Below are 25215 nucleotides of genomic sequence, written 5' to 3'. Positions count from 1 at the left end.
TCATTAATGAACAGGGAAGCGTGGTAGGGCCATGAAGGTGATCGTATTAGGCGGCACCGGTAATATTAGCGGGAGCATTGTTGACCGGTTACTGGAGCTGGGGCATGAGGTGACGTGCTTTAATCGCGGTAAGAGCGGCGAGGTTCCCGCCGCCGTCAACGTTATCATTGGCGACCGCCATGATAAGGATACGTTCATTCAGACGATGCAGCGGGGGCGGTTTGACGCCGCGATCGATATGATCAGCTTTACGGAAGAAGATGCGCTGACCAGCATCGAGGCCTTCCGCGGCATCGGTCACTTCGTTCAATGCTCGACCGTTTGCACCTATGGCGTCGATTATAATTGGCTTCCCGTGACCGAGGATCACCCGCAGCGGCCGATCTCGGGTTACGGAAGAGATAAGGCAGCAGCTGATCATGCTCTGCTTGCGGCCTATCATAAGGAAGGGTTTCCGGTCACGATCATCAAGCCGTCGACGACCTATGGACCACGGTCGGGGATGCTTCGTCAAGTGGCGTGGGACTTCTCTTGGATCGACCGGATCCGCAAAGGGAAGCCGATTCTTATATGCGGGGACGGCAAGGCTCTTCATTCGTTTCTGCATGTATCCGACGCGGCCAAGGGATTCGCCGGCGTTCTCGGAAAGGCCAACTGCATCGGACAAGTGTATCATCTGGTCCCCCAGTCGTTCATAACATGGGAAGATTATCATCGTACCGCAATGAAGGTGTTGGGCCGGGAAGTGGAGCTGATCGGCGTTCCCTTGCAGACGCTGCTTGCGATCGATCCGCAGAGGTTTGATATTTGCAGGGAGATTTTTGCTCATAACACGTATTACAGCGCTTCGAAATTAACCCGTGACGTGTCGGAATTCGTACCAACCGTAACCTTGGAGGAGGGCATGAGGCAGGTCTTCCATGTCATGGAACAAGACGGGAGGATTCCCGATTCAGATCTGGAGACATGGGAAGATTCCATTATTGGCCGTTATCTGGGAATGCATAAGGAGTTTTGAGGAATGATGATTAAAGGATTTTCGACAGGGATGTACGGCTGGCACGAAAGATATCGCCTTGATCAAAGAGAAGATTCGTGGGACGACATCTTCAGAGAGTGTGCGGAAGCCGGGATGAATGCCGTTGAAATCGATCCGACGCCGGAGCTTGTTCGCCTTGCCAAAGGGTACGGATTATCTGTATCCGGCGGTTATATCGGGCTTAACCTGCATGAACCGGTTATTCCTTTCGAGGAGAGCGTCATTCCGCTGATCAAGGGCTTGGCGGAGGCCGGAGGATCGGATCTGGTCGTGAATGCGGATCCCAAAGGGGGTTGGGGCGTCGCCCTCCCGAAGACAGAGGATGAATTTAAGCGTCAAGGGGAGCATATGTCCCGCATAGCGGCGGCGGCTGGAGAATGGGGACTGAAGGTAAGCCTTCATAATCACGCGGACGAGAAGCATAATGCGGAAGGCGATCTGCGCAGCGTAATTGAATACGCGAGTGCTGACGTTGGGCTGTGCGTGGACACGGGTTGGGCGCATGTGGCGGGAGCCGACCCTATCGAGTGGATTCGGACCTATCCAGAGCGAATCTATGCCTTCCATTTGAGAAATCAAATGGGCCGGATTCCGACGGAGGATCTTCTGGAAGGGGAGATCGATATGGCCAAGCTGGCTCGAGCGCTGACCGATATCGGATATAGCGGTTGGCTGGCTTTTGAGCTGCTTCATAACGAAGAGAATCGGCCCGTCCGGACCATGATTGAAGATGTGAGAAGATCGGTCGATTATTTAAAGCCGTTCTTCCGCATCGAAGGGAGCCCGTAAATGGGTTCATTGCAGGAAGTAACCCCATTTCGCGGCAATCCGGAAACGGAGCGAAAAATAAGCGCCCTGCTGTCCAAGATGACCCTCCAGGAAAAGATCGGGCAGATGACGCAGCTCGGAACGTTCGATAAGTCCGATAGACCGTTGATCCGCGAAGGGAAGATCGGTTCTTTGCTCGGCGTACGAGGGGCGGATAGAGTGAATGAAATTCAACGCCTGGCTGTGGAGCAATCCCGCCTGGGAATCCCGCTGCTCATCGCCGATGATGTCATTCATGGCTACCGTTCCACCTTTCCGATCCCGCTAGCTGAGGCCTGCAGCTGGAATTCGGTATTAATCGAAGAGACCTCCGCAATCGCCGCACGGGAAGCCTCGACAGAAGGGATTCAATGGATTCTCGCGCCGATGGTCGATATCACGCGCGATCCCAGATGGGGCAGAATTGCCGAGGGTGCAGGGGAAGATCCGTTCCTGGGCGCCGAGATCGCGCGTGCGCGGGTGAAGGGCATTCAACGGAATGATTGGAACGACCGCCCGCATATGATGGCCTGTCCGAAGCATTTTGCCGGATACGGGTTTGCCGAAGCGGGCAGAGACTATAATACGGTCGATATGTCCGAGAGACGGCTGAGGGAAATTTGTTTTCCGCCGTTTCAAGCGGCGCTCGAAGCCGGAGCGGGTACGATTATGGTCGCCTTCAATGAGCTGAACGGCGTTCCGTGTTCGGGCAACCGTTGGCTGCTGCACAATGTGCTGCAGCAGGAATGGGGATTCGAGGGCATGGTGGTGAGCGATTGGGAATCCATCGATGAGCTGAAGCAGCATGGCTTCGCCGGATCCCGGGAAGAGGCCGCTCGGATCGCTATCGAATCCGGCGTGCATATGGACATGCATGCTCTTGTCTATCACGAGCATTTGCTGGAATTGGTTCAGAAGGGAACGGTAGCCGAATCGGTCATCGACGATGCAGTTTCCCGCATTCTGCGGATCAAGTTTCAATTGGGGCTATTTGACCGCCCTTATTTGGACACCAAGCTTGCCTCCGCGATGATGCTCGCCCCGGATCATATTCAGACAGCTCGTGAGATAGCGCGCCAGTCCATCGTACTCTTGAAGAATGAGGAGGCTCTGCTTCCGATTAAGCCATCTGTTCGCAAGCTGGCCGTGATCGGTCCGCTGGCGGATGACCGCGATGCGCTTCTCGGCTGCTGGGGCGGCCAAGGCAGAAGTGCCGATGTCGTTACGATTCTCGAAGGCATCCGGTCGCTATCAGGGCCTGGCATGGAGATCATGTATGCGAAGGGCTGCGATGTAACGGAAGGCACGGAGCAGGAGCGGATGGACGCAGCAACTGTTGCCCGCCAGTGCGAGGTTGCGATCGTCGTGCTGGGGGAAACGGCGAATATGAGCGGCGAGAACAACAGCCGCGTGTCGTTGGAGCTCCCGGGCAGCCAGTTGGCTCTGCTGAAAGTCATTCATGAGACAGGCGTTCCGGTCGTTCTGGTACTGGAGAGCGGCAGGCCGCTCTCCATCGAATGGGCGCAGCTTCACATTCCGGCGATTGTAGAAACCTGGCATCTGGGCATTCAAGCCGGCATGGCGACGGCCGATGTTCTGTTTGGCCATTACAATCCAAGCGGGAAGCTCCCTGTGACGTTTCCGCGCAGTGCGGGGCAAATTCCGATTTACTATAATGCCAAGAATACTGGAAGGCCGCTTATGAAACGTTATGTCGATGACAAGGAAACGCCGTTGTATCCGTTCGGCTACGGGCTGAGCTATACACAATTCGAATATACGGACCTTACCTTGAGCAAGTCTTCGATTAGCCCGCAAGAGGGACTGACGGTACAGGCATGCATACGCAATGTGGGAAGTGTGGACGGCGAGGAAATCGTGCAGCTCTATATCCGCGACGAAGCGGCATCGGTAACCAGACCGGTGAAGGAGCTGAAGGGCTTCCGGAAGATCGCGCTGCAAGCCGGCGAACGGCAGGTCGTCGAGTTTAAGTTGTCTGCGGAGCATCTAGGCTTTATAAACGGTCAGCATCAATTTGTTGTAGAACCGGGCTCATTCCGTGTATGGGTAGGTCCGAATAGTAATGAAGGACTGGAAGGGCAATTTGAGGTTGCAAACACTCCTTAACCGAGTTTTCGGACAATGTAGAAAGCCTCGGACAACTTTCAAATAATTAGGTCAGCCAGTGCTTTCTGGCTGGCCTAGTTTATGTTTTATATCCTTTTTTCGGAAGTCTGATGGTGGCCTAGATGGCTGCCATTTCTTTTGTTTCATCCAAGGAGCTGTAACTTTTATGAATCTCATACGTGGATAGGTGTAGGGGGAGGGAATGAAGCCAAACAATCTGGATGGAATCTATCAATCTTATATGAACGACATTTACCGTTACCTCCGCTCCCTCTGTGACGATCATCACGCGGCCGAAGATTTGGTTCAGGAAACCTTTTACCGCGCTTATTTATATTTGGAAGATTGCAAGGCGGACAAGACAAGCCGTGGCTGTTTCGAGTCGCCTACAATGTCTATGTGGATTATAGACTCAAGGAGAAGTCACGGCCTCTACACTCGTATCATCTGATTTGGTGTGGAGGCGTAACATCTAACTTGGGTGGGAGGTACTCGAGGGGAATTGTTCACATACACAAAAGTATGGTGGGTGCCTGTGCCGTTGCTCAAGCCTCAGTCGCTGTAAGACCAGAAAATGGACTTACAGCCTCCGCAGCCCCCCGGCAGTGCTGCTGTAACGCCGTTTTTCGGCCTTACAGCTGACAATGGGCTGGCTAAGCTCAAGCCTCAGTCGCTGTAAGACCAGAAAACGGACTTACAGCCTCCGCAGCCCCCCGGCAGTGCTGCTGTAACGCCGTTTTTCGGCCTTACAGCTGACAATGGGCTGGCTAAGCTCAGGCCTCAGTCGCTGTAAGACCAGAAAACGGCGTTACAGCCTCCACCGCCCCCCGGCAGTGCTGCTGTAACGCCGTTTTTCGGCCTTACAGCTGACAATGGGCTGCCTAAGCTCAAGCCTCAGTCGCTGTAAGACCAGAAAATGGACTTACAGCGTCCGCAGCCCCCGGAAGTGCTGCTGTAACGCCGTTTTTCGGCCTTACAGCTGACAATGGGCTGGCTAAGCTCAGGCCTCAGTCGCTGTAAGACCAGAAAATGGACTTACAGCGTCCGCAGCCCCCGGCAGTGCTGCTGTAACGCCGTTTTTCGGCCTTACAGCCGTAAATGGGCTGCTTAAGCTCAAAGCCCGTTGTGGCGATCGTAATTATAGCGGGTGTGAGCTTCGGCGCTGAGGCTGGCTTTCTTGTCGGGGCTGTGACGGGGTTCGTGTCTAACATCTTCTTTGGCCAAGGACCGTGGACGCCGTGGCAAATGTTCTGTTTCGGAATTATTGGTTCTCTGGCGGGGATCCTGTCGCAGGAGGGGCTGCTTCCGAAGACGAAGCTTTCCCTGTGCATCTTTGGAGGCTTGGCGACTTTTTTCATTTACGGCGGCATTATTAATGTGGGCTCGTTGTTGATGTTCACATCTTCGTTCTCATGGAAGGCGCTGCTGGCCACCTAGGCTTCTGGTTCGATCTGGTGCATGCGGCTGCTACGGTAGTCTTTCTCTTTATCCTATCCAGACCGATGCTTGAGAAATTGGACCGCATCAAAACCAAGTATGGGCTTATTGATCCTTAAGATAACTGCAGGTTTACACAATGTTTATAACCGCTTCATTGACGGTTGACCATAGGCCGATATACTTAACATGTCCATGGCTGAAGCTGTGAGAATGGATCATACGTCGGGAGTGGGATTATGAACACCATAAACAACAGCCTTATTTTTCTGGGAACGGGCGCCGCGGAGGCGATACCTGCATTCTTCTGTCGATGCGGGTATTGCGAACATGCCAGGAAGCATGGAGGGAAGGATGTCCGTTCCCGTTCCGCATTCCGGCTGAATGAGAACGTGCATATCGATCTGGGGCCGGATTTGTTTCATCAATTAGTGAAAACTGGCCTAGATGTGCATGATTTGACGGATGTCTTGATCACGCATACGCATTCGGATCATTTGAATTTCTTCGAGATGCTGCTGAAGGATTGCGCCGTTGTCACGAACGGCAACAAGCCGGTCCGGATCTACGTATCGGAAACCGCCTACTCGTGGGCGACCGGAATGTTCCGGCAATGCGTGCTGGGCGACTATGCCAATGACGAGCAGGGGTACAAGCAGTGGCAGCAGAGGTTTCCGATAACTGCGCTTCCATATTACGAACCGGCATCGATTGGAGGCTACACGGTCACTCCGCTCAAAGGCACGCACGGCGGATATGGCGAGGGTGAGATTGCCGCGAATTATTTGATAACCCTGCCGGATCGCCGCATCTTCTATTATGCTTCGGATACCGGCTATTTCTTTGAGGAAACCTTCACGTATCTGGAGAAGGTCAAGCTCGATATTCTGGTCATGGAATGCACCTTCGGCGGAGACGAGTCCCGGGGGGATTACGTGAAAGGGCATCTGGATCTGAAAAACTTCAATCTCGTCCTGGACAGGCTGCTGGCTAATGGCACCATAGACCAGGGCACGAAGGTGTACGCGACCCATATTAATCACAAGCATCCCTTGCATCACGATCAGCTGCAGGATGCTTTCGACCGCACATCACCGGTCTCCGTCATCGTGGCCTTCGATGGAATGGCGATCGAATAAGGATAATCGTGATCTTCCGTTATAGAAACAGCGCCTCTGCTTACCGGCCGGGGTGCTGTTTTCTTTTATCTCAATCCGATTCATGGGTTGAAAAGAACAAAAAGCAACAAAAAAGTTAACTTAACAATATAAACATTCATAGTTAATCTTCCCTTTACGTTTCTCCCGTAAGATTTCCAGTGTGAGGGAAACAAAGACACGGCTCACTTTACAGAAGCAGGAGGGATTATACATGTCTGCGATTCAATTCGAAAACGTGCGAAAAACGTATCCGAATGGCAAAACGGTCATCGATCAGTTGAATCTGGAAATACGCGACAGCTCGTTTACGGTGCTTGTCGGCCCGTCGGGCTGCGGGAAAACGACCGCGCTGCGCATGATCGCCGGGCTCGAGGATGTGTCCGAAGGCATGATCCGCATTGGAGCTGCCAACGTCACGAAGCTGGAGCCGGGAGACCGTGATGTCGCCATGGTTTTTCAGAACTATGCGATCTATCCGCATATGACCGTAAAGCGAAACATCGAGTTCGGCCTGAAGAATCAAGGGCTGTCGAAGGCAGATATCGTACGGCGCCTGGATCATGTCATCAGTCAGGTGGGGTTGGAGCAGTACGCCAATGCGATGCCGTCCATGCTGTCCGGAGGACAAAGGCAGCGCATCGCGCTGGCCAGAGCGATTTCCAAGCAGACGAGCGTCTTCCTAATGGATGAGCCATTGTCCAATCTCGACGCGAAGCTGCGTAATCAGATGAGAAGTGAATTGATCCAGCTCCATAAGAATCTGCAGTCCACGTTCGTGTTTGTCACGCATGACCAGGTGGAAGCCATGACGATGGGCACGGATATTGTCATCTTCAACGAGGGCAGAGTGATGCAGACGGGTACGCCGAAGGAAGTCTATAACAACCCGGACAACGTATTCGTTGCGACCTTCATCGGAGATCCGGGTATGAACATCGTTTCATTGCGAATGACTTGTCAATTGGGTTTCCGGCCGCAGCGGGCAAGGTTTACGATGCCGGAACGATTCCAAGGGGTCGTCTTGCCGGGCGAAATTATGACGTGCGAAACGCTGGGGATGGACAGCTTATACCATGTGAGAACCACTATGGGCACCATTCTCGTGAAGTCCGAGGAAGAGCGCGAGTTTGGGGATAACGTGAGCGTATATGTGGCGGAGCAAGACATGTTTTTCTTCGATATGCACGAACAGCGTATTCGGGATGCTGGGCGAATCCTGCAGCTGACGCAATCCATTTTATTGAAAGAGGGCGTGTACGTTGCAAGAGAACATTCCGGCGAAGCAGCTGCACGATAAGAAGGGCGGCCCCACGTTGATGAAGCCCGGAAGAATGCTGCCCCGCGCCTTGAACAAGGTGCTGCAAAATCCGTATGTGCTCATCGCGCCGGCGGTCATCTTGGTCTCGATCTTCTCCTTGTATCCGATCCTGTTCGCGGTCAAAGTCAGCTTTATGAATTGGGATGTAGTCACAGGCGAGCAGAGCTTTGCCGGATTTAATAATTACCGGTCCATATTCGCCGATCCCGATTCCATGCAGGTATTGAAGAATACGTTGATCTACGCCTTCTTTACCGTATGCTTCGGCTTGATATTTGCGTTGATGATAGGCATTCTGCTGCAGAAGAGCACCTTCTTGACCAATCTCGTGCAGAGCGTCATCTTTACGCCTCATATCGTTTCGTTCGTGTCGGTCACCATCATGTGGATGTGGCTGCTGGATCCGCAAATGGGCATTGTGAATTACGTACTGAAGATGTTCGGCTTCGAGCCCCAGCTGTGGATGATGAGTCCGAAGACATCGCTGTTGTCGATCATGATCGTCTCGATCTGGAAGGGGCTCGGCTTCAGCGCAATGATCGTCATTGCGGGTCTGCAGAGCATTCCGAGCTATATTTATGAGGCTGCGAAGCTGGATCGGTCGGGCAGATGGAGTACGCTGTTCCGGATTACGATTCCGTTATTATCGCCGACGCTGTTCTTTCTTCTGATCACGTCCACGATCGGCGCGTTCAGCTCGTTCGACGTCGTGAACCTGATGACGGGCGGGGGTCCGCAGGGCTCCTCCAATTTGATCGTACATTGGATTTATCAAATCGGATTTTTGAAATTTCAGCTCGGCAAGGCCATGGCGGCATCTGTACTATTTCTCATTTTAATTGGCTTCATCTCTTTGTTGAACTTTATGTTTTTCTCCAAGAAAGTTCATTACTAATCAGCGGAGGAAGAGAAGCACACGATGAAACTGGCGATCCGAATACTTCGTTCCATGCTTATGATAGCTTTGATGCTTATTTTTATCTTTCCGTTCTTTTGGATGATCAGTACATCGCTCAAAACCTATATCGAGTCCATTCAATTTCCGCCGGCGATGCTGCCGAAATCGCTGCAGTTCAGCAATTATGTCGAGGCATGGGTGAGAGTGAAGTTTTTTCACTTCGGCCTAAATTCCATCATAGTAACGGTGCTGACGATGGCCGGCCAGCTATTCGTCTGCGTGCCTGCGGCGTATGCATTCGCCAGAAAGAAATTCGCACTGTCGGGATTCTTTTTCGCGCTGGTCCTGGTTGATTTAATGCTCCCGGCTCAAGTCACGTTCGTTCCGATCTATGTGCTGCTCAGCGATTTCGGATGGATCGATACGTATCAGGGACTGATCATTCCGTTCACGTATTCGTCCTTCGCGATCTTCTTCATGACGCAGGCGTTCAAGCAAATCAATAACGAGCTGTTGGATGCGGCCAAGCTGGATAAAGCGACCGAGCTGAAAATCATGATCCGGATCATGCTGCCGATCGCCAAGCCGTATATAATCACCGTCATGCTGTTCACCGCCATCGGAAAGTGGAACGATTATTTCTGGACGCTCATTCTGACCAATTCCGAGTCGGTGCGGACACTGCCGATTGCGGTGAAAGGCTTGCTGGACGTCGGCGACGGGGTCAATCAATGGAATATATCAATGGCGGGCAATGTGTTATTGATGGCGCCCATTCTCGTCCTTTACTTGTTTGCGAACCGCTTTATCAAGAATGCGTTCGTCTATGGCGGAATTAAATAGTCTTTTAAGGGGGTGTTTGCTAGCGGTCACTGCGGCAAAGAGAGAAGACATGTACGGCATCAAATAATGGAGGAGATTTAACCGATGAGACCAACTGTAAAGAAAATGTCTTCAATCGCTTTAGTAGGCACGATAATAGCAGGTTTATTTGCGGGATGCGGCACTTCCGATTCGAAGGCAAACAATGCGGGGCAGGTCGGAAGCGGAGATGGCGGCAAGCAAGAGAAGGTCGTCGTCGATATGTGGTCGATTTGGGATTCCAGCAATTCGAACGGCAAATATCTCTTCGACGCCGCGAAGCAATTTAATGAAGCGAACCCGGGGATCGAGGTCGTCGTTTCCGGCCAAGGCGGCTACGATGGCGTAGCCGAGAAGCTGGAAGCGGCTTTGGTCGCGAAGAAGACGCCTGTCATCGCGCAAATCGAAGAATCATTCCTGACCCGCTACCATCCGGTCGCAGCCGATTTGAGTCAATATATGTCCAAAGAAGCCATTGATAACTATATTGAAGGCTTGACCCGCTCCAGCTATGTGGATGGCATATTCAAAGCGGCGCCGATGAACCGGAGCACGCCGATTCTATACTTGAACGCGGATTTGCTCAAAGCGGCGGGCTTGCCGGCGGAAGGCCCGAAGACATGGGACGAGCTCTATGAATTTGCGAAGAAAGCCGCCCAGCCGAATAAAGAGATTTACGGATTCGCCTCCCATTGGGACAGCGATGCCTGGTTCTGGGAGTCGGCGGTCTATTCGTACGGCGGTGAGATTGTAAGCGAGGATGGCTCGAAGGTCGAGTTCGGCAATGAGAAGGGCTGGAAAATCGTCGAGCTGTGGCAAAACATGGTCAAGGAGAAGGCGATGTTCAGCCCTTATGGTTCGCAGGACAGCCAGTCCGATCTGGTGAAGCAGAAGTTTATGGAAGGAAAAGCGGCAATGATGCTGGATTCCACCGGTTCGTTGGGGCCGCTGTTAAAGGAATCGCAGCCATTCGACCTGCAGGTCGCATTCCAGCCCGCGGGCGAGAAGAATTCAATGGTTACCGGCGGAGCCAACATGATCATTCTGGACAGCGCGACGGAAGAGCAGAAGAAAGCGGCAGGCAAATTTTTCGAATTCTTGGCCAGCGATGATTTCGTCGTATCGTTCTTCAAGAACTCCGGCTACTTCCCTATTACGAAGTCATCGCTCGAAACCGAAGCGATACAAGCCTTGTATAAAGAATTCCCGCAGTACAAGGTAGGCATCGATCAGCTGCAGTACGCCCACAAGCGTCCATGGCAGAAAAACTGGCGGGCAATGTATACGACGATCGTCGAGGATCTGCGGCTAGCTTTGATCGATACGAACCAAGATCCTAAGCAGCTGATTCAAAAGGCAGCGGAGAAATCCCAGCAAATTATGGACGAAAACAAATAAGCAAACAGACAATTAGGAGGCAAAGCGGCATGAGAACAGCAGACGGATTTATGAACGAAGGCAGCTGGTACAAAGGGAATTTGCATTGTCACTCCACACTCTCCGATGGGGATCTTACGACCGATCAGCTTCGGGCCGCGTATAAAGAGAAAGGCTATCATTTTCTGGCTCACTCCGAGCATGATTTCTTCTCCAATTTCGAGGATCAGAACGAAGCGGATTTTATTACGCTTCCTTCCAGTGAAGTTGGCATCCGCATGCCGGCCGGCGACTATCGCATCTTCCATCTTCATGTTATTCTGGGAACCGATGATCATATCCGGAATGCGACGCGTGAGCCGCTGAAGCATATGGAGCCGATCAAGTGGGAGGACTTCAAGGATTTCTCCACCGCACAAGCGTTTATCGACGACATGGTCGCCAGAGGCAACATCGTCATGTTTAACCATCCGCATTGGTCCATCGTCGAGTGGCAGGACTTGATCGAGCTTGACAATCTGTTCGCCATCGAGATCTATAACCACTGCTCCGAATGGCAGGAGAATATGGGTAATGCGAAGATTCTGTGGGACAGCCTGCTCCGCAGAGGCAAGCGGTTGTACGGTACGGCCACGGACGATAATCATAACCGGATTCCGCTCGATTCGCCATACAATGATTCCTTCGGCGGCTGGGTCGTCGTCAAGGCGAAGGAGCTGTCCCGCAATGCGATTATCGAAGCGCTGCTCCAAGGCAGCTTCTATTCCTCGACCGGTCCTGAAATTTATGATTTCCGGATCGTCGATGATGAGGTTATCTTCGAATGCTCGCCTGTTCAGCGGATCTATATGAACGGGGACCGCCACCAATATCAAATCGAGATCGGCGAGAATGTAACGCAGCTTAGAAAGAAGCTGCAGGGAACGGAGAAATATATCCGGATCGAATGTATCGACAAATATGGTAAGAGTGCTTATACGAATCCGATTTATTTGGATTAACGGTTCCAACAGGCCGGGATACGGAGCGTTCGCGCGAGGTTTTCCGGCCTCACGAAATGAAATGGAGAGGGCGTGGAGTAACAATGCTGCAAGTGGAGCGGATGAGTTTGATTTTGGCCGAATTGAACGCGAATGGCAGAGTGACGGTGAACGGTTTGGCGGAGAGGCTGATGGTATCGAAGGTCACAATCCGCAGAGACCTGGAGCTTCTCAATCAGGAGAATAAGCTGCTTATCGTCCATGGCGGAGCCATCAAGCCGAACTTCAGATTGTATGAAGCGCCTTTCAATCAAAGACATGACATCAATATCGATGAGAAGAAGCAGGTCGGCAAGAAAGCGGCGGAATATATTCAGGATTACGATGTCATCGCGTTCGGCGTAGGCACGACAACGCTCCAAATCGCGAAGCATTTGCACAACAAGCATAATCTGACCATTATCGTCGGATGCGTCTCGATTTTGAACCAATTGATCGAACGGAAGAAATCCGGCTTCTTTACCGGAAGAATCATCTTCTTGGGCGGCGAGATCGACACGGATCAGATGTTTGCAACAGGAACCGCGATGATGGACATGCTGGATAAATTGAATATCGACAAAGCCTTCATCGGTGCGAACGGCTATTCCATCATCAATGGGATCACCACCTATCATATCGACGAGGGCAATTTTCTGAAGCGCATGATTCTGCGCTCAAGCGAAGTGTTTCTTGTCGTCGATCATACGAAGATCGAAGCGAAATCCATGTACAAATATACTGAATTCAATGACGTGAATCATGTCATATGCGATAGCGAGCCTCCCAGCGACTGGATTAATCAGCTGGAAAGCGAAGGGGTTCAATGGATCAAAGCCTAATAACGCATGCTCGATTATGGACGCAGGAAGGATTACATGATGCAAGTATCGCCGAATATCGTAGACCAGCATGTTCATACCCGGTACTCGCCCGATTCAACCGAGGAACTGGAGGCGATCGTCCGTCATGCCCAGATGCTGGGGAAGAAGTTTGTCGTCACGACCGATCATTTTGATTATGATTGCAAATTTTTCAAGAAAGACGTTCTGATTGATATGCCGGCATACGAGCGTGAAGCCGCTAAGCTGCGCAGCAAATACGAGATCGATATCCGTCAAGGCATCGAGGTCGGGTACCGACAGGAATATATCAACGAAATCAATGCGTATTTACGGCAGCACTCCTTCGACCTTGTCCTGCTCTCCGTCCACAATAACGGCGTGCTGGATTTCGCGGAGGATGCTTACCACGAACAGCCGCTTGAGCGGGTGTTCGCCGATTACTTTACGCATGTGTTCCATGCGGTGAATGAAATGGACCATTACGATGTCGTGGCGCATCTTGATTATTTCGCCCGTTATTCCAAGCGTGCGATCGGCCTGGAGCATTATGAGCAAGCACATGCGATCCTCTATGACATCATGAAGGTCATCATAAGGAAGGATAAGGCGCTCGAGCTGAACACGGCCGGATTGTTCCGCCAAGGCTGGATCCACCCTCATTCTTATTTGCTCAAGATGTATGTCGATTTGGGCGGCAGGCTGTTCTCGCTCGGATCGGACGCGCATCGTTTAAGCCATTATGAGAGGGGCTTCAGCGAGGCAATCGAGCTATTGAAGTCCTATCATATCCGGGAGATTGTCCAGTTCAAGAACCGCGTTCCGCAGCTGGTTGCCATTTAGAAGGAGAGTCCGTCATCAGCATGAGCAAACAAGCACTACGGAAACAGGATGATTTCTACCCCCTGCGGGGTTCATTCACGCGTTTCATAGATGGAATAGGGGTTCGAGGAGGGGACGGGGAAATAAAGCTGGGAGTCTAATTGTCCGGTGATTCTGTTGTTCTGTTTTTAGATAGCTGCTCTTGAAGGGCGGCTTTTTTCGCTGCTAATTGTTTAAGTAGAACCGGATGGGTGCTGTTGAGTTCTGCGATTTCTTTACTTAGCTTGTTGATGCGGCTCAGGGTATTGTTCAAATCGCTGGGAGATGCGCTTATTTTCGTGTGACGCTGCAGTTGTTTGAGCTTAGACAGTGCTTGTTCCTTCTTCTTCTGCACGCTCATGCTTTCCTGTTGAAGCGCGGCGATTTCCCGGTTCAACCGCTGTATGAAAGCTTGTGTAAGATTAATAGACATTCGAACACCTCATAATCAGATAAAGTAGCTTCCCCATTCTACTATAAATACGAATAATAAAGAACCATTCATAGTCGTAGGGATATGGTACGGGGGATATGGATAGGGAGTAAATGGAGCAAAGGCCATCTAACGACGCCTCCAATGCTTGGAGTAGAAGTTAGCAGCCTATGCCCCGTCTATGAACTGCTGCGATACTTGCCCATAAATATTGGACGTGCGGCTAACGCCGCATGAGCTTCTGCCACTCGCGTATAATTTGATCTTCAGCGAGGTCGATGCCAATCATGACAAAGTAAGGCGTGCCCGTATAATCGGCCGGCTGCCATTCGAAGCGCTTGCCGGCATATTGAAAGAGGAGCATAGCGCCATTATCACCATATGGCATGTAGCCTTTGGCCCGAAGGCATGCTTGACCGCGTCCGCTGAAGAACGCTTCGAAGCTGCGGCGCGAAACATGCGGTGCGGTGTCCGGATAGATCGCAACCGTCTGTATGCGGGTGTAAGAGCGGGAAGGGCTGCCGGCTGCCGGTTCCCCGCCGGGATGATCCGCCAATGCGGATGAAGGGCTGTCGCGATTCCATTCGGAAGTCTGCACAGCCGTGCCGGAGCTGTGCTTCACTCCGGCTGCTGGAGCCTTCCGGTTCAGTTGCACCGGGACTGACGCACGAACCCGGCTCACCGGAACGGTTTGGACCGTTCGGGATACAATGCCGCTTAGTATAAGCATAGGATCAATTGCGCAGCGCTCCGTTGGGATGAGCTGACAATGGGGATTGCGGCCGCGGACCATACCCTCCACCTTTGCCGCTGTTTTGGCCGAAATTAAATCGGCTTTATTCCCGAGTACGATATCGGCTGCTTCGATTTGACGTCTCAACGTATGTACGAGCTCCCGGTCGGTCGAGAAAATACTATTGTAATCCGTGGCATGCTCGGCATCCAGAACGGTAACGATCCGGTGGAGCGCTACCTTGCCTAGGATGGCAGGCTCGCTCATTGCTTCGACGATTTCCTCGGGATTCGCCACGCCCGTCAGCTCCATTAGAATGACGTCAGGCTGCCGCAGCACAAGCCGTTCCAAGCAGTGGGCGAGCTCACTCTTCTTCGTGCAGCAGAGGCATCCTTCCGTTACGCGCTCCAGCATTTGACTAGCCGTTTCTCCGCTTACCAGTCTTCCATCCACATCGATGGCACCGATTTCGTTCATGAGCACGGAGGCCCGTAACCCGTTTGTTCTGGCGCCGTTCAGCAGCCGCAGCAGCAGCGTCGTCTTGCCGCTGCCGAGAAAACCGCTGATCACAATGACCGGAATTGATGAATTCTCCATAATCGCCAACGCTCCTTTCATCCTAGTAAGTGTATGCACCGATTCTCAAAACTGAACCGTAGCCTTGCACCTTTAAGGATATGCGGGTGGGTATATCACAGCGATAGGACGAATTACTCCAGGGTGTATGAGATATGGAACGATATAAACTACGACTGCTGCAGCTTGCCGATATCTTTAATTTTCACATCGGCTTTCACATGAACCTTGACATGGGGGAACCGGTCATGCCAATCGGCAGCTTTCCATTGCTTGTATCTCATGCTGCTGCGCGCATACAATCCGATCCCTATTGGATCGGCCTTGACGGCCTGCATCCTGCGGATGAACGCCTCGGTTTTCTTCTCCACATATTTGTTCAAGTCGCTCTCCAGCTTGATCTGATCGGCGCTCTGCTGCAGCTTTAACGGCCCGATATACTCCATGAGTGAACCTCTTATTTTCAATTTAATGGTGACGTCGAGATGATTCCCGTCCCGAAGGGCATCGAGATGACGGATCGTGATTGAACGCTTGCTGGAGAGGGAGCCCATCATGATGTCGCCGGTATCGATCCCGTCACCGCCTGAGGAGCTGACCGTGATGTCTCCCGTGTGAAAATTACCGGTAAGAAATGAAAACAGCAGCGCATCTTCTGGAGCAATCCGGGCTACGTAACGATCCTCGTGAAACAGTGCGATACCGTCGATCTCGAGTCCCATGTCTCCCTTTTTCAGCAAAGGAGCGGTAGGATCGATGCCGTCATCGAAGTAATCCCTGGTAAACGAGTGGAGATTCGTGTTCGGAATATCCCTGGACTTCGTCTCGGTCTGGATGAGCTCATCGATATAACGGCTCTCCGAGTATTGCGGATATTTGCTTTTAAGCAGCGCGTTCGCATCGCCGCTGACAACAACGACGCTTACTTCGCTGTCGATGCCAGGATCGCGGACTAAAGTATCGATACGGCTCCACAATCCTTGCTCGGCCAACGTCTTGCCGAACAAGACGGAGCGCAGCTGGCCGTTTACGATTTGGCGGTTGTTCTGGCGCGAGAAGGTGAAACGCGCCTCCTTGGACGTCTTGGCATAAGTGGAGAGCAGGACGCGTTCATTAAAGGGCTGCGCCTTCGGGATACTGATCGAAATATGGAGCATGTTGTTCCCTTGTTCGGAACCGGCTAAATCATAGGCGATCGTGCTGATAAAGCCCAGACGGTCGATTACCTTTTCATCCCGGCAGCCTGTTAATAGAACGATGGCGATAAGTAGACTGATCCCTTTTCTCACGCTGATCGGCCTCCCTTCGGCCGGTTTTGCCAAGCAAGCAGCAGCAGCAGCAGAATGGGCACCGCGAATGCAAGGCCGGTTTCTGCGTAAAGCGCCGCCCGAAGAAGCGCCTCGGAATCTCTCGTGATTTTGGGGTAGATGGCGATGAGGGCCGATAGGACGACCAGCCCAATCTCCAGCGCATTCTTCTTCGGTTTTGGGAACAACCGCTTAAGTGCCGTAAGCGCTGCCCAGAGAAACATCGTTAGCGATACGAGGTTGGCGAAAAGAAAGAGGGTTAAGATCAGATTTTCAATACGATTGATGAACGGCAGCTCGATGTATGAGAGTAAATCGATAACCGGATACATGAGCGATTGCAGCTGGCCCAGACTGTAGAAGCCGAAGCATACCGCCGTCAGCAGCAGATACATGGACGTCAGCAGGAAGTGGCCGATGTATACGCCCTTGAATATTTTTTTACTCCGGTCCGCATATGGAAACAGCAGGAGCACAAGTTCATAGCCGGTAAAGATGGTATACACCTCCAGCCAGTTTCTAAAGCTGTGTCCTTCTGCCGCCTCCCGAAATAGAAAAGTCGTGAACCGGATGGGCTCCCATTCCGGAATAAAATAGACAGCCAAGAACGCAACTGGAATCAAAAAAAAGAAAAATATCGTCACTGCCTTGCTGATGTTATAGATACCTTTGGTCAACAAATACAAGGCCATGACCGCAATGAGGCTGTATAGAAACATCGAAGGGGCCGTTTGGAAGGAAATAATCTGGAAGATAAGCACGAATTTTTTGGCCACGAAGCTGCCTAGCATAACCCAGAACACAGCAAGCAGCACATACACCGGATACATGATCCATTTGGGAATGGCTCTCTCCATGATTTCATAAACGGTACGGCCTTTGGCAAACCGGTATACGAGCTGGATAAGAACGATGTTCAACCCGGCGATAAGCGACAGGCCGATTAACCCGATCCAGCCGTTGGTGCCGATGTTTTCCGCAATAAGCCGGGGAAGGCTGAAGAAGGTCACATCCAGCTCAATCATATAAACAAGCAGGGCGATGTGAAACGGGGAAATTTTCTCGCTCATGGTCTCACCCCTACTTTCTCATTTTTGTTTTGACGGTGTTGGTCGTTCTCGTTTGAGAGGGCCGGTTGCGAAGCAAATAGAACGGTCCGCGAATGAAGGAATCCAGCCAATCCATCTTGTTCATAGGAGCGACGGGGGTCAAATAGGATGTCCCGAGATTCGTAATGCCCGCCAGATGGATCACGATGAATCCAATCCCGACGATCAGGCCTAAATTTCCCAAAATTCCCGCCAAAATAATGAGGCCAAACCGAATGAGACGGATCGAAGCGCTCATGATGTAGCTGGGAATGACGAATGATGCGATCGCGGAGGAGGCAACCGCAATAATAAGCACATTGCTCGTAAAGCCCGCTTGGACGGCCGCTTGACCGATGACGATACCTCCGACGATGCCGATTGTTTGGCCGATCTTGGTCGGCAGCCGGGCTCCGGCTTCCCGAAGCAGCTCAATGGTCGTCTCCATCAGCAGCGCTTCGAATAACGGCGGAAAGGGTACCCGGCTGCGGGACTCTACCAAATTGAGCAGCATCGTGTGGGGAATCATCTCGTAATGGTACGTCGTGACGGCCACATAGAAGGCGGTGAACCCAATCGTGATCAGAAAGCCGATAATCCGTAATAGACGAAGAGCCGTCCCAAGCTGCCACCGCTGATAGTAATCGTCCGGCGAAGTGAAAAATTCGAAGAATGAAGTCGGGCAGCTGAATACAGACGGAGAGCCGTCGACCAAACAGACGATTCGGCCTGCAGTAAGCTTGGAGCAAATCACGTCCGGCCGTTCGGTCGTCATAAATTGCGGGAAGACGGAATTCGGATTGTCGTCGATCATTTGCACGAGCATGTTGGCCTCATAGACGGCGTCAGTTTCGATGCCCTTAATACGGTCAATCAAGGCTTGTAATAGATCGGGATTGGCAATGCCTTCGATATAGGCCACAATGACAGGAGTCTTGGTTACTTCTCCGACGGACAGCTCGACGGTTTTTAAATGGGAGCTTCGAATCCGCTGGCGGATAACCGCCAGGTTCTCCATCATATTCTCGACAAAGCCGTCATGGGGACCCGCAATGACGGACTCTGTCTCTGATTGCTCGATCGTTCGTCCAATCGGCCTCGCAAGGTCAATAATCCAGGCTTGGTTTCCTTGGTACAGAGCGGCTTTCCCGTTAAGAATGGCGTCGACGCACTCGCAATGGCTGCAGACTTCACTAAATACGGATTGCGTGAGCAAATGGGCTGTCTCATCATCCGTCGCGTTCATAAAAGGGCGAATGATCTCTCGGTAAAGCTGGTCTTGACTCACTAAATGCAGCAAATAAACGGCTTGAATCGCATTTTTCGGAAAAGTCCTTTGTTCAATATCGATACAGGTACTGAACTCGGCTAATGCCGCTTCGACCGACGGCGGCTGAGCGGGCTTATGATCCGGCGTCGTCGTAGTCATGATGTTCGCCTCCTTGGAAGGATGTGGGCAGCAGACCTTAAGTTTCCCTTAACAGGGGGCCATTATTCCTCAGACCAGCGGGAATTGGCGTAGTAGAACCTGCAAGCGGCGCTTCGGGCAGCCGGGTCGATCTGTTAAATGTGTAATAATTACGATATAATCGGGAGTAGCATTGGAAATCGGTTTTAACATTCCAGGAGGACAAGATTGATGACAACAAGCGACCATTATGAACACACCCGAACGGTACCGGTTCACCTGCTTTCCGGCTTTCTGGGAAGCGGCAAGACGACACTGCTCAATCGGGTGATCGATTACTATAAAGCGGCTGACGTGAAGGCTGCCGTCATTATGAATGAGCTGGGCGACGTGAATTTGGACGGACAGATTATTGGCGAGGACGTCCCGATGGCGGAGATGCTGGGCGGCTGTCTCTGCTGCACGATCCGGGGAGACTTGAGCCTGGAGCTGAAGACGCTGCTGGATGAGTATGGGCCTGACGTGGTCTTGATCGAATCCACGGGAGCTGCGAATCCCATGGAAATTATGGACGCGGTAACCGAGACGGCCATGTATGCGCGCGTGGATCTGCGCACCGTCGTTACGGTCGTTGATGGACCCGAGCTGCTCAGCCGCAGCAGGAAGGGGGGCCGGACCTTCAAGCTCATGCAGGAGCAAATTCGCTGTGCAACCGATCTGATCGTGAATAAAGCGGATAAGCTTGCACCGGAAGAAATTATCGAAGTGCAGCAGCTTGTCCGGGAGCTCAATGAGTATGCGCCGCTGACTGTGACCGTTCGCTGCGTGACGGAGATGGGGATCTTCGATCCGGATCGAGCGTCTTCCGCGAATGGGAGGATCGCTCCAGCCGCGCATACGGGGCATGTCTGTGGAGCGAACTGCACACACGGTGAACACGGACACGATGAGCAGGGTACGGAGGAGCATCACTCCGGGTCACATGCCCATGCTTCACACGAGCATGTGATGGCGCTGACACACTATTTGACCCGTCCCGTCAACAGTCATGATTTCGAGGATTTCATGGCGAGGCTGCCGAAGGAAGTCTACCGGGCGAAAGGGATTCTGACCTTTGCCGATACCAACAGCCGGTTTCTATTCCAATACGCCTATCGCGAGCTGGATTTCATGCGTGTTACGCCTCAGTCTCGCGTCAACGATGTGGCGGTCTTTATTGGCGAGCATTTCGCCAAGGCAGAGCTTCTGCAGGAGCTGGAGAGACTTCAACAGCAGGGCGAGCGAGCAACGGAAGGCCATGAGCTAGAATAAGCAGGAAAATATTTGGAATAGAATGCAGGATGTCTGGAGAAACTATCCAACTGTTACGAAAGAATGAAGGAGTGACAGTTGGATGAATAAGACATGGATCAGATCAATCGTATTAACGGCTGCAGGAGCTTTGGTGCTGGCAGCTGTACCGGCATTTGCCCAGAATGAGACCAATCCGCCTTCCGGCTCTTCGCCGCAAGTTGAGCAGCATCATATGGATCGCCATCAGTGGAAGGCTGGAAGTGAGAAGCATAAGGCACGCAAGCTGGAGCATTTGAAGGAAGCTGCTGCGTATTTCGGCATTTCCACTGAAGGGAAGACCGCCGAGCAGCTTCATGAAGAGCTGAAAGCTGCCCGCACGAAGGACCAGGCCAAGTGGGAGAGGTTCAAGGCGGAGCATAAGGCGAAGCATATGGCGAAGCTTCAGGAGACTGCGAAGAGTCTCGGGATCTCGACGGAGGGCAAGTCTCATAAGCAGCTCTGCCACGAAATCCATGAAGCACGTGCTAATAAGAGCAAGGGCAAAGACGGGGCTGCGAAGCCTGAGTAGACACTGGAGCATACGTTGGCAAACAAGAAGAGAGCAGGGGAAACCCCGCTCTCTTCTTGTTTTTTTGCCGAAGTCCCCTATGTACGTTCTTTGCGCAGCCGGTGCAGCACCCAAACCGTGAGCAGCGCATAGCAGATGATGACGATTAGGCTGGTGTCCCCGCTGACGGCATAAGAAAGCTTCGATTCAGAAACCGTGATGGCTGCCAAGACCGCCCAAGCCAGATTATGCATCGTATGAAGAATAAACGCAGGTCCAGACACTGCCAGTCTGCAGACGGATGTACCCGATGAAGGGGACGAGGAATAGGCAGCTAACCACAATGAGCAAGCCGGCAAGCAGCGGATTTTGCTCGGTGTGGTAAAGTCCCGCAATTACAATCATAGGAAGATGCCATACGCCATGAACGAATTCATCAGGGGCAGCGGGCTGAAGCCAATCCCAAGAGTAAGCACGACAGCTGCATATAGATAGGCTTGTGATCGGTCGGATAACGCAGTAAACATCTTAATTCCTCCATATTTTCATTGTTTTGTATTCATAGTATAGTTAAGCGAACCACGAGAAACCTAGTGACATTCATCGTATGTTGGATCATATGATTGTCATAAATAGTGATGAGAGAGGCGTATGAATGCAGGAACGAAGCTGGCATTGGATGGATTGGGCATTGATGGGGCTTATGTCTCTAGCCTCTACGCCAAGCGGGGTGTGAACGATCGCGTCTCTGCAGCGAATGTGGCGCGCGATGTGCGGCTGCTGCAAATCTAAGAAAGATAGATTACACGCCGGATCAATGGAAGCCAAGCGGCATAAGAAATTGTAAATCCAAACAAAAGGAGGGGATTGCCATGCGCGCGTGGCTAAAGATGGCGGGAATCGTTATCGTTACGGCCATTCTGACCCGATTCATTCCGTTCTCCGAGTTTGTCCGCAATGTGGATACATTGGTTCATGAGCTGGCGCATGCTCTTGTCACCCTGCTGCTGTCGGGCAGCGTGATGTATATTCATCTATTCGGCAATCAAAGCGGTGTCACTTTATCCTCCTATACTGAAGCCTGGATGGTGATTCCGATCTCGCTTGCCGGGTATGTCGGTTCGGCACTGTTCGCGCTGCTGCTGTTTCTGCTGCATGCCTACAAGCGGGAACGTGCTGGTTTGATTGTCGTTACCGTTCTTGCGGTAGTTGGATTAGCGCTCTTCGTACGCAACGGTTACGGCATGGTCTGGTGTGCAGGTTTCGCCGCCCTGACAGCGCTGATCTACGCGGCTGCGCCTCCTTGGCTGCGAACTGGTTATTATTTGCTCATCTCGTTCATCTGCTTAGTTGAATCCGTGATCAGCTCCATCGTAATCTTGTCGATAGCGGTTGTAGAACCGGGGTCTGCCAGCGATGCAGCGAACCTGAGTCAAGTTACTCGCGTGCCGGCCTTCATCTGGGGTCTTCTCTTCACAGCTTTCTCGTTATGGTGCGCGAAGCTGTCAACAGGGTTGTTGTTCAGGCGAGGATTTGGACAACAGTAAGGATTGGCTTTCCCAATGAATACATCAGGTAGAAATCAGTTGAACGATGATACTGCATATCCAAAGGAGGATACGTATGCATGAGCATGAGCATGCCAAGCGGATGGAGAACGCAACCGTTCAAGAGAATGCTAGACCAGGTACGTTAGACTGGCAGATGACTAGATTTTCATTCGATCAGCCGGATACGATGCAGGATTCATCACGAAATAGTTCCTTTACGACAATTCGGTCACAGGGGCTCCCTTCCGCGCCTTCGCGCGAAAGCGTCCGTTTCTGGATGAGCATGAACTCATGGGTACGAGTACATTCGGCCCGGGATATGGCGATTGGACGGTAACGAATCCTGAGCATTACAGGCATGAAGGCGGGCGGCAGCATTCCCGGATTGATTGGCTGGGAGTATCATGGCGCGCCATTCCGGCGACGGGGACGATCGGCCGGGCGCAAGGACCCGATCCTCGTGTGCAGCGGATCACTCGTAATTTGTTGAACCGATGTTTGGGGAAGAAGAGTTAACGCGCTGCGGCAAGCCGGCTGCGGGCATCGATAGCCGGATTAACCAGGCTTTTCTTGGCAGCTTTCCTACCACTGCCAGCCAAGAAGTCATGCCTATGAAACAGGAAGAGCTCAAGCAGGACGTTCCCGTACATAATAGTGCCGGTTGAATTCAACGGCATACATAACAAAGTCGCACAAGGCATATGCTTTGTGCGACTTTGTGGCTAAGCGGCAGACTGGATGGTATGGTTTATTATTTGGCGAGCTCCCATAAGCTTGCAAGCATTTGAATGCCATCGCTGCGCGTGGATGGTGCAGCAGGTCGGAAGGTTCCGTCCTCATAGGCCGAAACAGCGTTCAGCTGGCTTACTTTCAAGATGGCTTCTTTCGCCCATGCAGGGGTCTTGGCTTGATCTTCATATGGAAGCCCATCTGTGCTTGCTTGCAGCTCGCCATGAGCGTACTCGTAAGCACGGACGAACATGGCAGCCATTTCGGCCCGGGTGATTGATGCGGCTGGTCCGAATGTGTTGCCTGGCAAGCCATTGATAATTTCAGCTTCGCGGGCTGCGGCGATATCGTCATAATAAGCCGAGCCTGGCAGCACATCAGCGAATGATGGTTTAGCCGCAGTAGACGTTAATCCCAGCTGGCGCGCAAGAAGCGATACGAATTCTGCTCTCGTGATGGAAGAAGCTTCGCTTGCTTCACGATCCTCGACCAAGGCATGATAGACGGCTTTGGCGATATCCTGAACGATCGGATTTCCGATTTTCTGTGCTTCGTCAAAGTCCTTGGTTGTCGTTACTTCCGTCATGACGGAGATGGCGATTTCATGGCCCGGTACCAGGAAGAAGCCGGCGTCGTGGGTAACGTTCGCGTTCTCACCGGTCTTGTGGGCGATCGGGGCATCCGGCAAGGCCGCACCGAATTTGGTGTTGACCTCTTGAGCGGACATCCAGGTGATAAGCTGATTGCGGGACGTATTGGATAGAAATTGGCCGCTGTAAATCTGGTCCAGCAGTGCCGCAAGGTCGGCGGCGTTGATGTAGTTATCCTGCTCTGGAGTTGGTGCGGAAGCGAACATTTTGCGTCCGAGATGCATGACCTCCAGGCCGAGCTGATCCATGAGAGCTTGGACGTTATCGAGTCCGACTTCGTCGATCAGCACGTTGGTGGCGGTATTATCGGATTGCGTGATCGTCAAACGCGCCAGACGCGCGATGGAAACCTCTTGGGGGAAGGTTTCTTTCTGCAGGGAACCTGTCCCGCCGACGACGTCGGATTTCTCGACGGTAACGAGCTTATCCAGTGTAAGCACCCCTTTGTCGACCTGCTGCAATAAGGCGGAGATTAACGCAACCTTGATCGTACTGGCCGGCATGTAGGATTCACTGGAGCCGAGCAGAAGGCTGTCATCCCCGTATGCGCCGCTAACATCCTCGAGGCCTACCGATACGCGAATGCCATTCTGCTTGGCATTGTCGATAATCGGTTGGACGACGCTGGCGATGCCGGTCAGATCCTGCTCAAGAGCGATTGCAGAAGCATAAGGTGCAGACAGGCTGGGAAGCAGGGATGCCGCGAGAATAGAGGTAAGCAAAGTGATCTTCAAAATAGGCTGCTTCGTGTTCGTCATCATTTATCAGGCTCCTAGGTGTGATAGTTTATCGATGTTAGGTAATGTGACTCAATAACGTCGATTTGTTAGAATTATAAAGTAATGTTAGGTTTATTTACAAACCTGACAATACAACAATAAAGCGCTTCAATAATGCCTTTACATCTGATTTCGTTATCATTTCAAAGGTTTGTGCATTTATTTTGTGTGAGGGAAACTTTTTGATATTCATGTGGGTGTTGTTTATTTATGTCATGTATTATGACGTTATCGTTAGCGACGATGCAGCTTTCCTTTTTTATATTTGTGCAATAAATCTAATATAAGCAGCAAGCGAGCGGAACAGCTTTCAATATAATGTCCTATAATTCCTGTCCAAAAACTCTTTACTGCTCGTCAACTTTGTCCGCATATA

At 51.9% G+C, this 25215-nt stretch carries 25 protein-coding genes and 1 pseudogene; 18 read left to right on the top strand and 8 right to left on the bottom strand.

Annotation, left to right across the window (positions count from 1 at the left end):
* Window positions 1–31: 31 nt before the first annotated feature.
* The 13 genes and pseudogenes from NNL21_RS28360 (at window position 32) to NNL21_RS28300 (ending at window position 13728) form a co-directional block, all read left to right on the top strand.
* Window positions 32–1018, top strand: a complete 987-nt coding sequence (locus NNL21_RS28360) for an NAD-dependent epimerase/dehydratase family protein (RefSeq protein WP_204821550.1) — start codon at window positions 32–34, stop codon at window positions 1016–1018.
* Window positions 1019–1021: 3 nt separating this feature from the next.
* Window positions 1022–1828 carry a sugar phosphate isomerase/epimerase family protein gene (locus NNL21_RS28355; RefSeq protein ID WP_204821551.1) on the top strand — a complete coding sequence of 269 codons (807 nt, stop codon included), beginning with the start codon at window positions 1022–1024 and terminating at the stop codon, window positions 1826–1828.
* Entirely contained in the window at window positions 1829–3973 is a 2145-nt protein-coding gene (locus NNL21_RS28350) for a glycoside hydrolase family 3 N-terminal domain-containing protein (protein ID WP_204821552.1), read from the top strand.
* Window positions 3974–4175: 202 nt separating this feature from the next.
* A pseudogene (locus tag NNL21_RS28345) lies at window positions 4176–4396 on the top strand (sigma factor); the annotation flags it as partial.
* A 702-nt stretch (window positions 4397–5098) separates the two neighbouring features.
* The gene (locus NNL21_RS28340) at window positions 5099–5410 is read left to right on the top strand and encodes an ECF transporter S component (protein WP_256555547.1); all 312 of its coding nucleotides are present in this window, start codon (window positions 5099–5101) and stop codon (window positions 5408–5410) included.
* Window positions 5411–5649: 239 nt separating this feature from the next.
* Window positions 5650–6549, top strand: coding sequence for an MBL fold metallo-hydrolase (locus NNL21_RS28335; protein ID WP_204821553.1), 900 nt, complete (start codon window positions 5650–5652; stop codon window positions 6547–6549).
* 232 nt (window positions 6550–6781) lie between these two features.
* Complete coding sequence (locus NNL21_RS28330) at window positions 6782–7867, top strand: ABC transporter ATP-binding protein (RefSeq protein WP_204821554.1); 1086 nt, start codon at window positions 6782–6784, stop codon at window positions 7865–7867.
* A complete protein-coding gene (locus NNL21_RS28325; protein WP_204821555.1) occupies window positions 7830–8783 on the top strand; it encodes a carbohydrate ABC transporter permease in 954 nt (317 codons plus the stop codon). The genes NNL21_RS28330 and NNL21_RS28325 overlap by 38 nt, the downstream gene beginning before the upstream one ends.
* Before the next feature lie 24 nt (window positions 8784–8807).
* Window positions 8808–9629 (top strand): carbohydrate ABC transporter permease, encoded by an 822-nt coding sequence (locus tag NNL21_RS28320; RefSeq protein WP_204821556.1) that lies wholly within the window; start codon window positions 8808–8810, stop codon window positions 9627–9629.
* Between the two features lie 84 nt (window positions 9630–9713).
* Window positions 9714–11045 carry an ABC transporter substrate-binding protein gene (locus tag NNL21_RS28315; protein WP_204821557.1) on the top strand — a complete coding sequence of 444 codons (1332 nt, stop codon included), beginning with the start codon at window positions 9714–9716 and terminating at the stop codon, window positions 11043–11045.
* Between the two features lie 29 nt (window positions 11046–11074).
* Window positions 11075–12025, top strand: coding sequence for a CehA/McbA family metallohydrolase (locus NNL21_RS28310; protein ID WP_204821558.1), 951 nt, complete (start codon window positions 11075–11077; stop codon window positions 12023–12025).
* 101 nt (window positions 12026–12126) lie between these two features.
* Window positions 12127–12885: a DeoR/GlpR family DNA-binding transcription regulator gene (locus NNL21_RS28305; RefSeq protein ID WP_204821559.1), complete on the top strand. Its 759-nt coding sequence runs from the start codon at window positions 12127–12129 to the stop codon at window positions 12883–12885.
* A 36-nt stretch (window positions 12886–12921) separates the two neighbouring features.
* Window positions 12922–13728 (top strand): histidinol-phosphatase HisJ family protein, encoded by an 807-nt coding sequence (locus tag NNL21_RS28300; protein ID WP_204821560.1) that lies wholly within the window; start codon window positions 12922–12924, stop codon window positions 13726–13728.
* Between the two features lie 136 nt (window positions 13729–13864).
* On the opposite strand, the gene NNL21_RS28295 is transcribed toward NNL21_RS28300, so the two are convergent.
* From NNL21_RS28295 to NNL21_RS28275, 5 genes are all read right to left on the bottom strand, one after another.
* Window positions 13865–14179: a hypothetical protein gene (locus tag NNL21_RS28295; RefSeq protein WP_204821561.1), complete on the bottom strand. Its 315-nt coding sequence runs from the start codon at window positions 14177–14179 to the stop codon at window positions 13865–13867.
* A gap of 223 nt (window positions 14180–14402) precedes the next feature.
* Window positions 14403–15509: a CobW family GTP-binding protein gene (locus NNL21_RS28290; protein ID WP_204821562.1), complete on the bottom strand. Its 1107-nt coding sequence runs from the start codon at window positions 15507–15509 to the stop codon at window positions 14403–14405.
* Between the two features lie 149 nt (window positions 15510–15658).
* Window positions 15659–16777: a Ger(x)C family spore germination protein gene (locus NNL21_RS28285; protein ID WP_204821563.1), complete on the bottom strand. Its 1119-nt coding sequence runs from the start codon at window positions 16775–16777 to the stop codon at window positions 15659–15661.
* Entirely contained in the window at window positions 16774–17865 is a 1092-nt protein-coding gene (locus NNL21_RS28280) for a GerAB/ArcD/ProY family transporter (protein ID WP_204821564.1), read from the bottom strand. The genes NNL21_RS28285 and NNL21_RS28280 overlap by 4 nt, the downstream gene beginning before the upstream one ends.
* 10 nt (window positions 17866–17875) lie before the next feature.
* Entirely contained in the window at window positions 17876–19312 is a 1437-nt protein-coding gene (locus NNL21_RS28275) for a spore germination protein (RefSeq protein WP_204821565.1), read from the bottom strand.
* 210 nt (window positions 19313–19522) lie between these two features.
* On the opposite strand from NNL21_RS28275, the gene NNL21_RS28270 reads away from it, so the two are divergent.
* Both NNL21_RS28270 and NNL21_RS28265 read left to right on the top strand, forming a co-directional pair.
* Window positions 19523–20602, top strand: a complete 1080-nt coding sequence (locus NNL21_RS28270; RefSeq protein ID WP_204821566.1) for a CobW family GTP-binding protein — start codon at window positions 19523–19525, stop codon at window positions 20600–20602.
* 82 nt (window positions 20603–20684) lie between these two features.
* Window positions 20685–21152: a hypothetical protein gene (locus NNL21_RS28265; protein WP_204821567.1), complete on the top strand. Its 468-nt coding sequence runs from the start codon at window positions 20685–20687 to the stop codon at window positions 21150–21152.
* Window positions 21153–21229: 77 nt separating this feature from the next.
* On the opposite strand, the gene NNL21_RS28260 is transcribed toward NNL21_RS28265, so the two are convergent.
* Together NNL21_RS28260 and NNL21_RS28255 are read right to left on the bottom strand one after the other, a co-directional pair.
* On the bottom strand, window positions 21230–21415 hold the full coding sequence (locus NNL21_RS28260) for a hypothetical protein (protein WP_204821568.1): 186 nt from the start codon (window positions 21413–21415) through the stop codon (window positions 21230–21232).
* Window positions 21416–21532: 117 nt separating this feature from the next.
* On the bottom strand, window positions 21533–21658 hold the full coding sequence (locus NNL21_RS28255) for a hypothetical protein (protein ID WP_256555545.1): 126 nt from the start codon (window positions 21656–21658) through the stop codon (window positions 21533–21535).
* 124 nt (window positions 21659–21782) lie between these two features.
* Between NNL21_RS28255 and NNL21_RS28250 the strand changes: the two genes are divergently transcribed.
* The 3 genes from NNL21_RS28250 (at window position 21783) to NNL21_RS28240 (ending at window position 23197) form a co-directional block, all read left to right on the top strand.
* The gene (locus NNL21_RS28250; protein WP_204821569.1) at window positions 21783–21923 is read left to right on the top strand and encodes a hypothetical protein; all 141 of its coding nucleotides are present in this window, start codon (window positions 21783–21785) and stop codon (window positions 21921–21923) included.
* 80 nt (window positions 21924–22003) lie between these two features.
* A complete protein-coding gene (locus NNL21_RS28245) occupies window positions 22004–22678 on the top strand; it encodes a M50 family metallopeptidase (protein WP_204821570.1) in 675 nt (224 codons plus the stop codon).
* A gap of 294 nt (window positions 22679–22972) precedes the next feature.
* Window positions 22973–23197: a hypothetical protein gene (locus NNL21_RS28240; RefSeq protein ID WP_204821571.1), complete on the top strand. Its 225-nt coding sequence runs from the start codon at window positions 22973–22975 to the stop codon at window positions 23195–23197.
* Window positions 23198–23432: 235 nt separating this feature from the next.
* Here NNL21_RS28240 and NNL21_RS28235 read toward each other — a convergent pair whose 3' ends face one another.
* Entirely contained in the window at window positions 23433–24821 is a 1389-nt protein-coding gene (locus tag NNL21_RS28235) for a serine hydrolase (RefSeq protein ID WP_204821572.1), read from the bottom strand.
* Window positions 24822–25215: the final 394 nt, after the last annotated feature.

The sequence above is a fragment of the Paenibacillus mendelii genome, from assembly GCF_024498075.1.
Classification (GTDB): Bacteria; Bacillota; Bacilli; order Paenibacillales; family Paenibacillaceae; genus Paenibacillus_Z; species Paenibacillus_Z mendelii.
The sequence above is the reverse complement of the archived record's forward strand: the minus strand, read 5'-3'. Positions and strand labels throughout refer to the sequence as shown.

Excerpts from the sequence above, each read along its gene's own strand:
- NNL21_RS28330 (WP_204821554.1), top strand. The coding sequence starts at position 6,782 with ATGTCTGCGATTCAATTCGAAAACGTGCGAAAAACGTATCCGAATGGC.
- NNL21_RS28255 (WP_256555545.1), bottom strand. The coding sequence starts at position 21,658 with ATGTTTACTGCGTTATCCGACCGATCACAAGCCTATCTATATGCAGCT.
- NNL21_RS28305 (WP_204821559.1), top strand. The coding sequence starts at position 12,127 with ATGAGTTTGATTTTGGCCGAATTGAACGCGAATGGCAGAGTGACGGTG.
- NNL21_RS28290 (WP_204821562.1), bottom strand. The coding sequence starts at position 15,509 with ATGGAGAATTCATCAATTCCGGTCATTGTGATCAGCGGTTTTCTCGGC.
- NNL21_RS28235 (WP_204821572.1), bottom strand. The coding sequence starts at position 24,821 with ATGATGACGAACACGAAGCAGCCTATTTTGAAGATCACTTTGCTTACC.
- NNL21_RS28355 (WP_204821551.1), top strand. The coding sequence starts at position 1,022 with ATGATGATTAAAGGATTTTCGACAGGGATGTACGGCTGGCACGAAAGA.
- NNL21_RS28265 (WP_204821567.1), top strand. The coding sequence starts at position 20,685 with ATGAATAAGACATGGATCAGATCAATCGTATTAACGGCTGCAGGAGCT.
- NNL21_RS28280 (WP_204821564.1), bottom strand. The coding sequence starts at position 17,865 with ATGAGCGAGAAAATTTCCCCGTTTCACATCGCCCTGCTTGTTTATATG.
- NNL21_RS28320 (WP_204821556.1), top strand. The coding sequence starts at position 8,808 with ATGAAACTGGCGATCCGAATACTTCGTTCCATGCTTATGATAGCTTTG.
- NNL21_RS28335 (WP_204821553.1), top strand. The coding sequence starts at position 5,650 with ATGAACACCATAAACAACAGCCTTATTTTTCTGGGAACGGGCGCCGCG.
- NNL21_RS28250 (WP_204821569.1), top strand. The coding sequence starts at position 21,783 with ATGAATGCAGGAACGAAGCTGGCATTGGATGGATTGGGCATTGATGGG.
- NNL21_RS28295 (WP_204821561.1), bottom strand. The coding sequence starts at position 14,179 with ATGTCTATTAATCTTACACAAGCTTTCATACAGCGGTTGAACCGGGAA.
- NNL21_RS28240 (WP_204821571.1), top strand. The coding sequence starts at position 22,973 with ATGGGTACGAGTACATTCGGCCCGGGATATGGCGATTGGACGGTAACG.
- NNL21_RS28275 (WP_204821565.1), bottom strand. The coding sequence starts at position 19,312 with ATGACTACGACGACGCCGGATCATAAGCCCGCTCAGCCGCCGTCGGTC.
- NNL21_RS28300 (WP_204821560.1), top strand. The coding sequence starts at position 12,922 with ATGATGCAAGTATCGCCGAATATCGTAGACCAGCATGTTCATACCCGG.
- NNL21_RS28360 (WP_204821550.1), top strand. The coding sequence starts at position 32 with ATGAAGGTGATCGTATTAGGCGGCACCGGTAATATTAGCGGGAGCATT.
- NNL21_RS28310 (WP_204821558.1), top strand. The coding sequence starts at position 11,075 with ATGAGAACAGCAGACGGATTTATGAACGAAGGCAGCTGGTACAAAGGG.
- NNL21_RS28270 (WP_204821566.1), top strand. The coding sequence starts at position 19,523 with ATGACAACAAGCGACCATTATGAACACACCCGAACGGTACCGGTTCAC.
- NNL21_RS28245 (WP_204821570.1), top strand. The coding sequence starts at position 22,004 with ATGCGCGCGTGGCTAAAGATGGCGGGAATCGTTATCGTTACGGCCATT.
- NNL21_RS28315 (WP_204821557.1), top strand. The coding sequence starts at position 9,714 with ATGAGACCAACTGTAAAGAAAATGTCTTCAATCGCTTTAGTAGGCACG.
- NNL21_RS28350 (WP_204821552.1), top strand. The coding sequence starts at position 1,829 with ATGGGTTCATTGCAGGAAGTAACCCCATTTCGCGGCAATCCGGAAACG.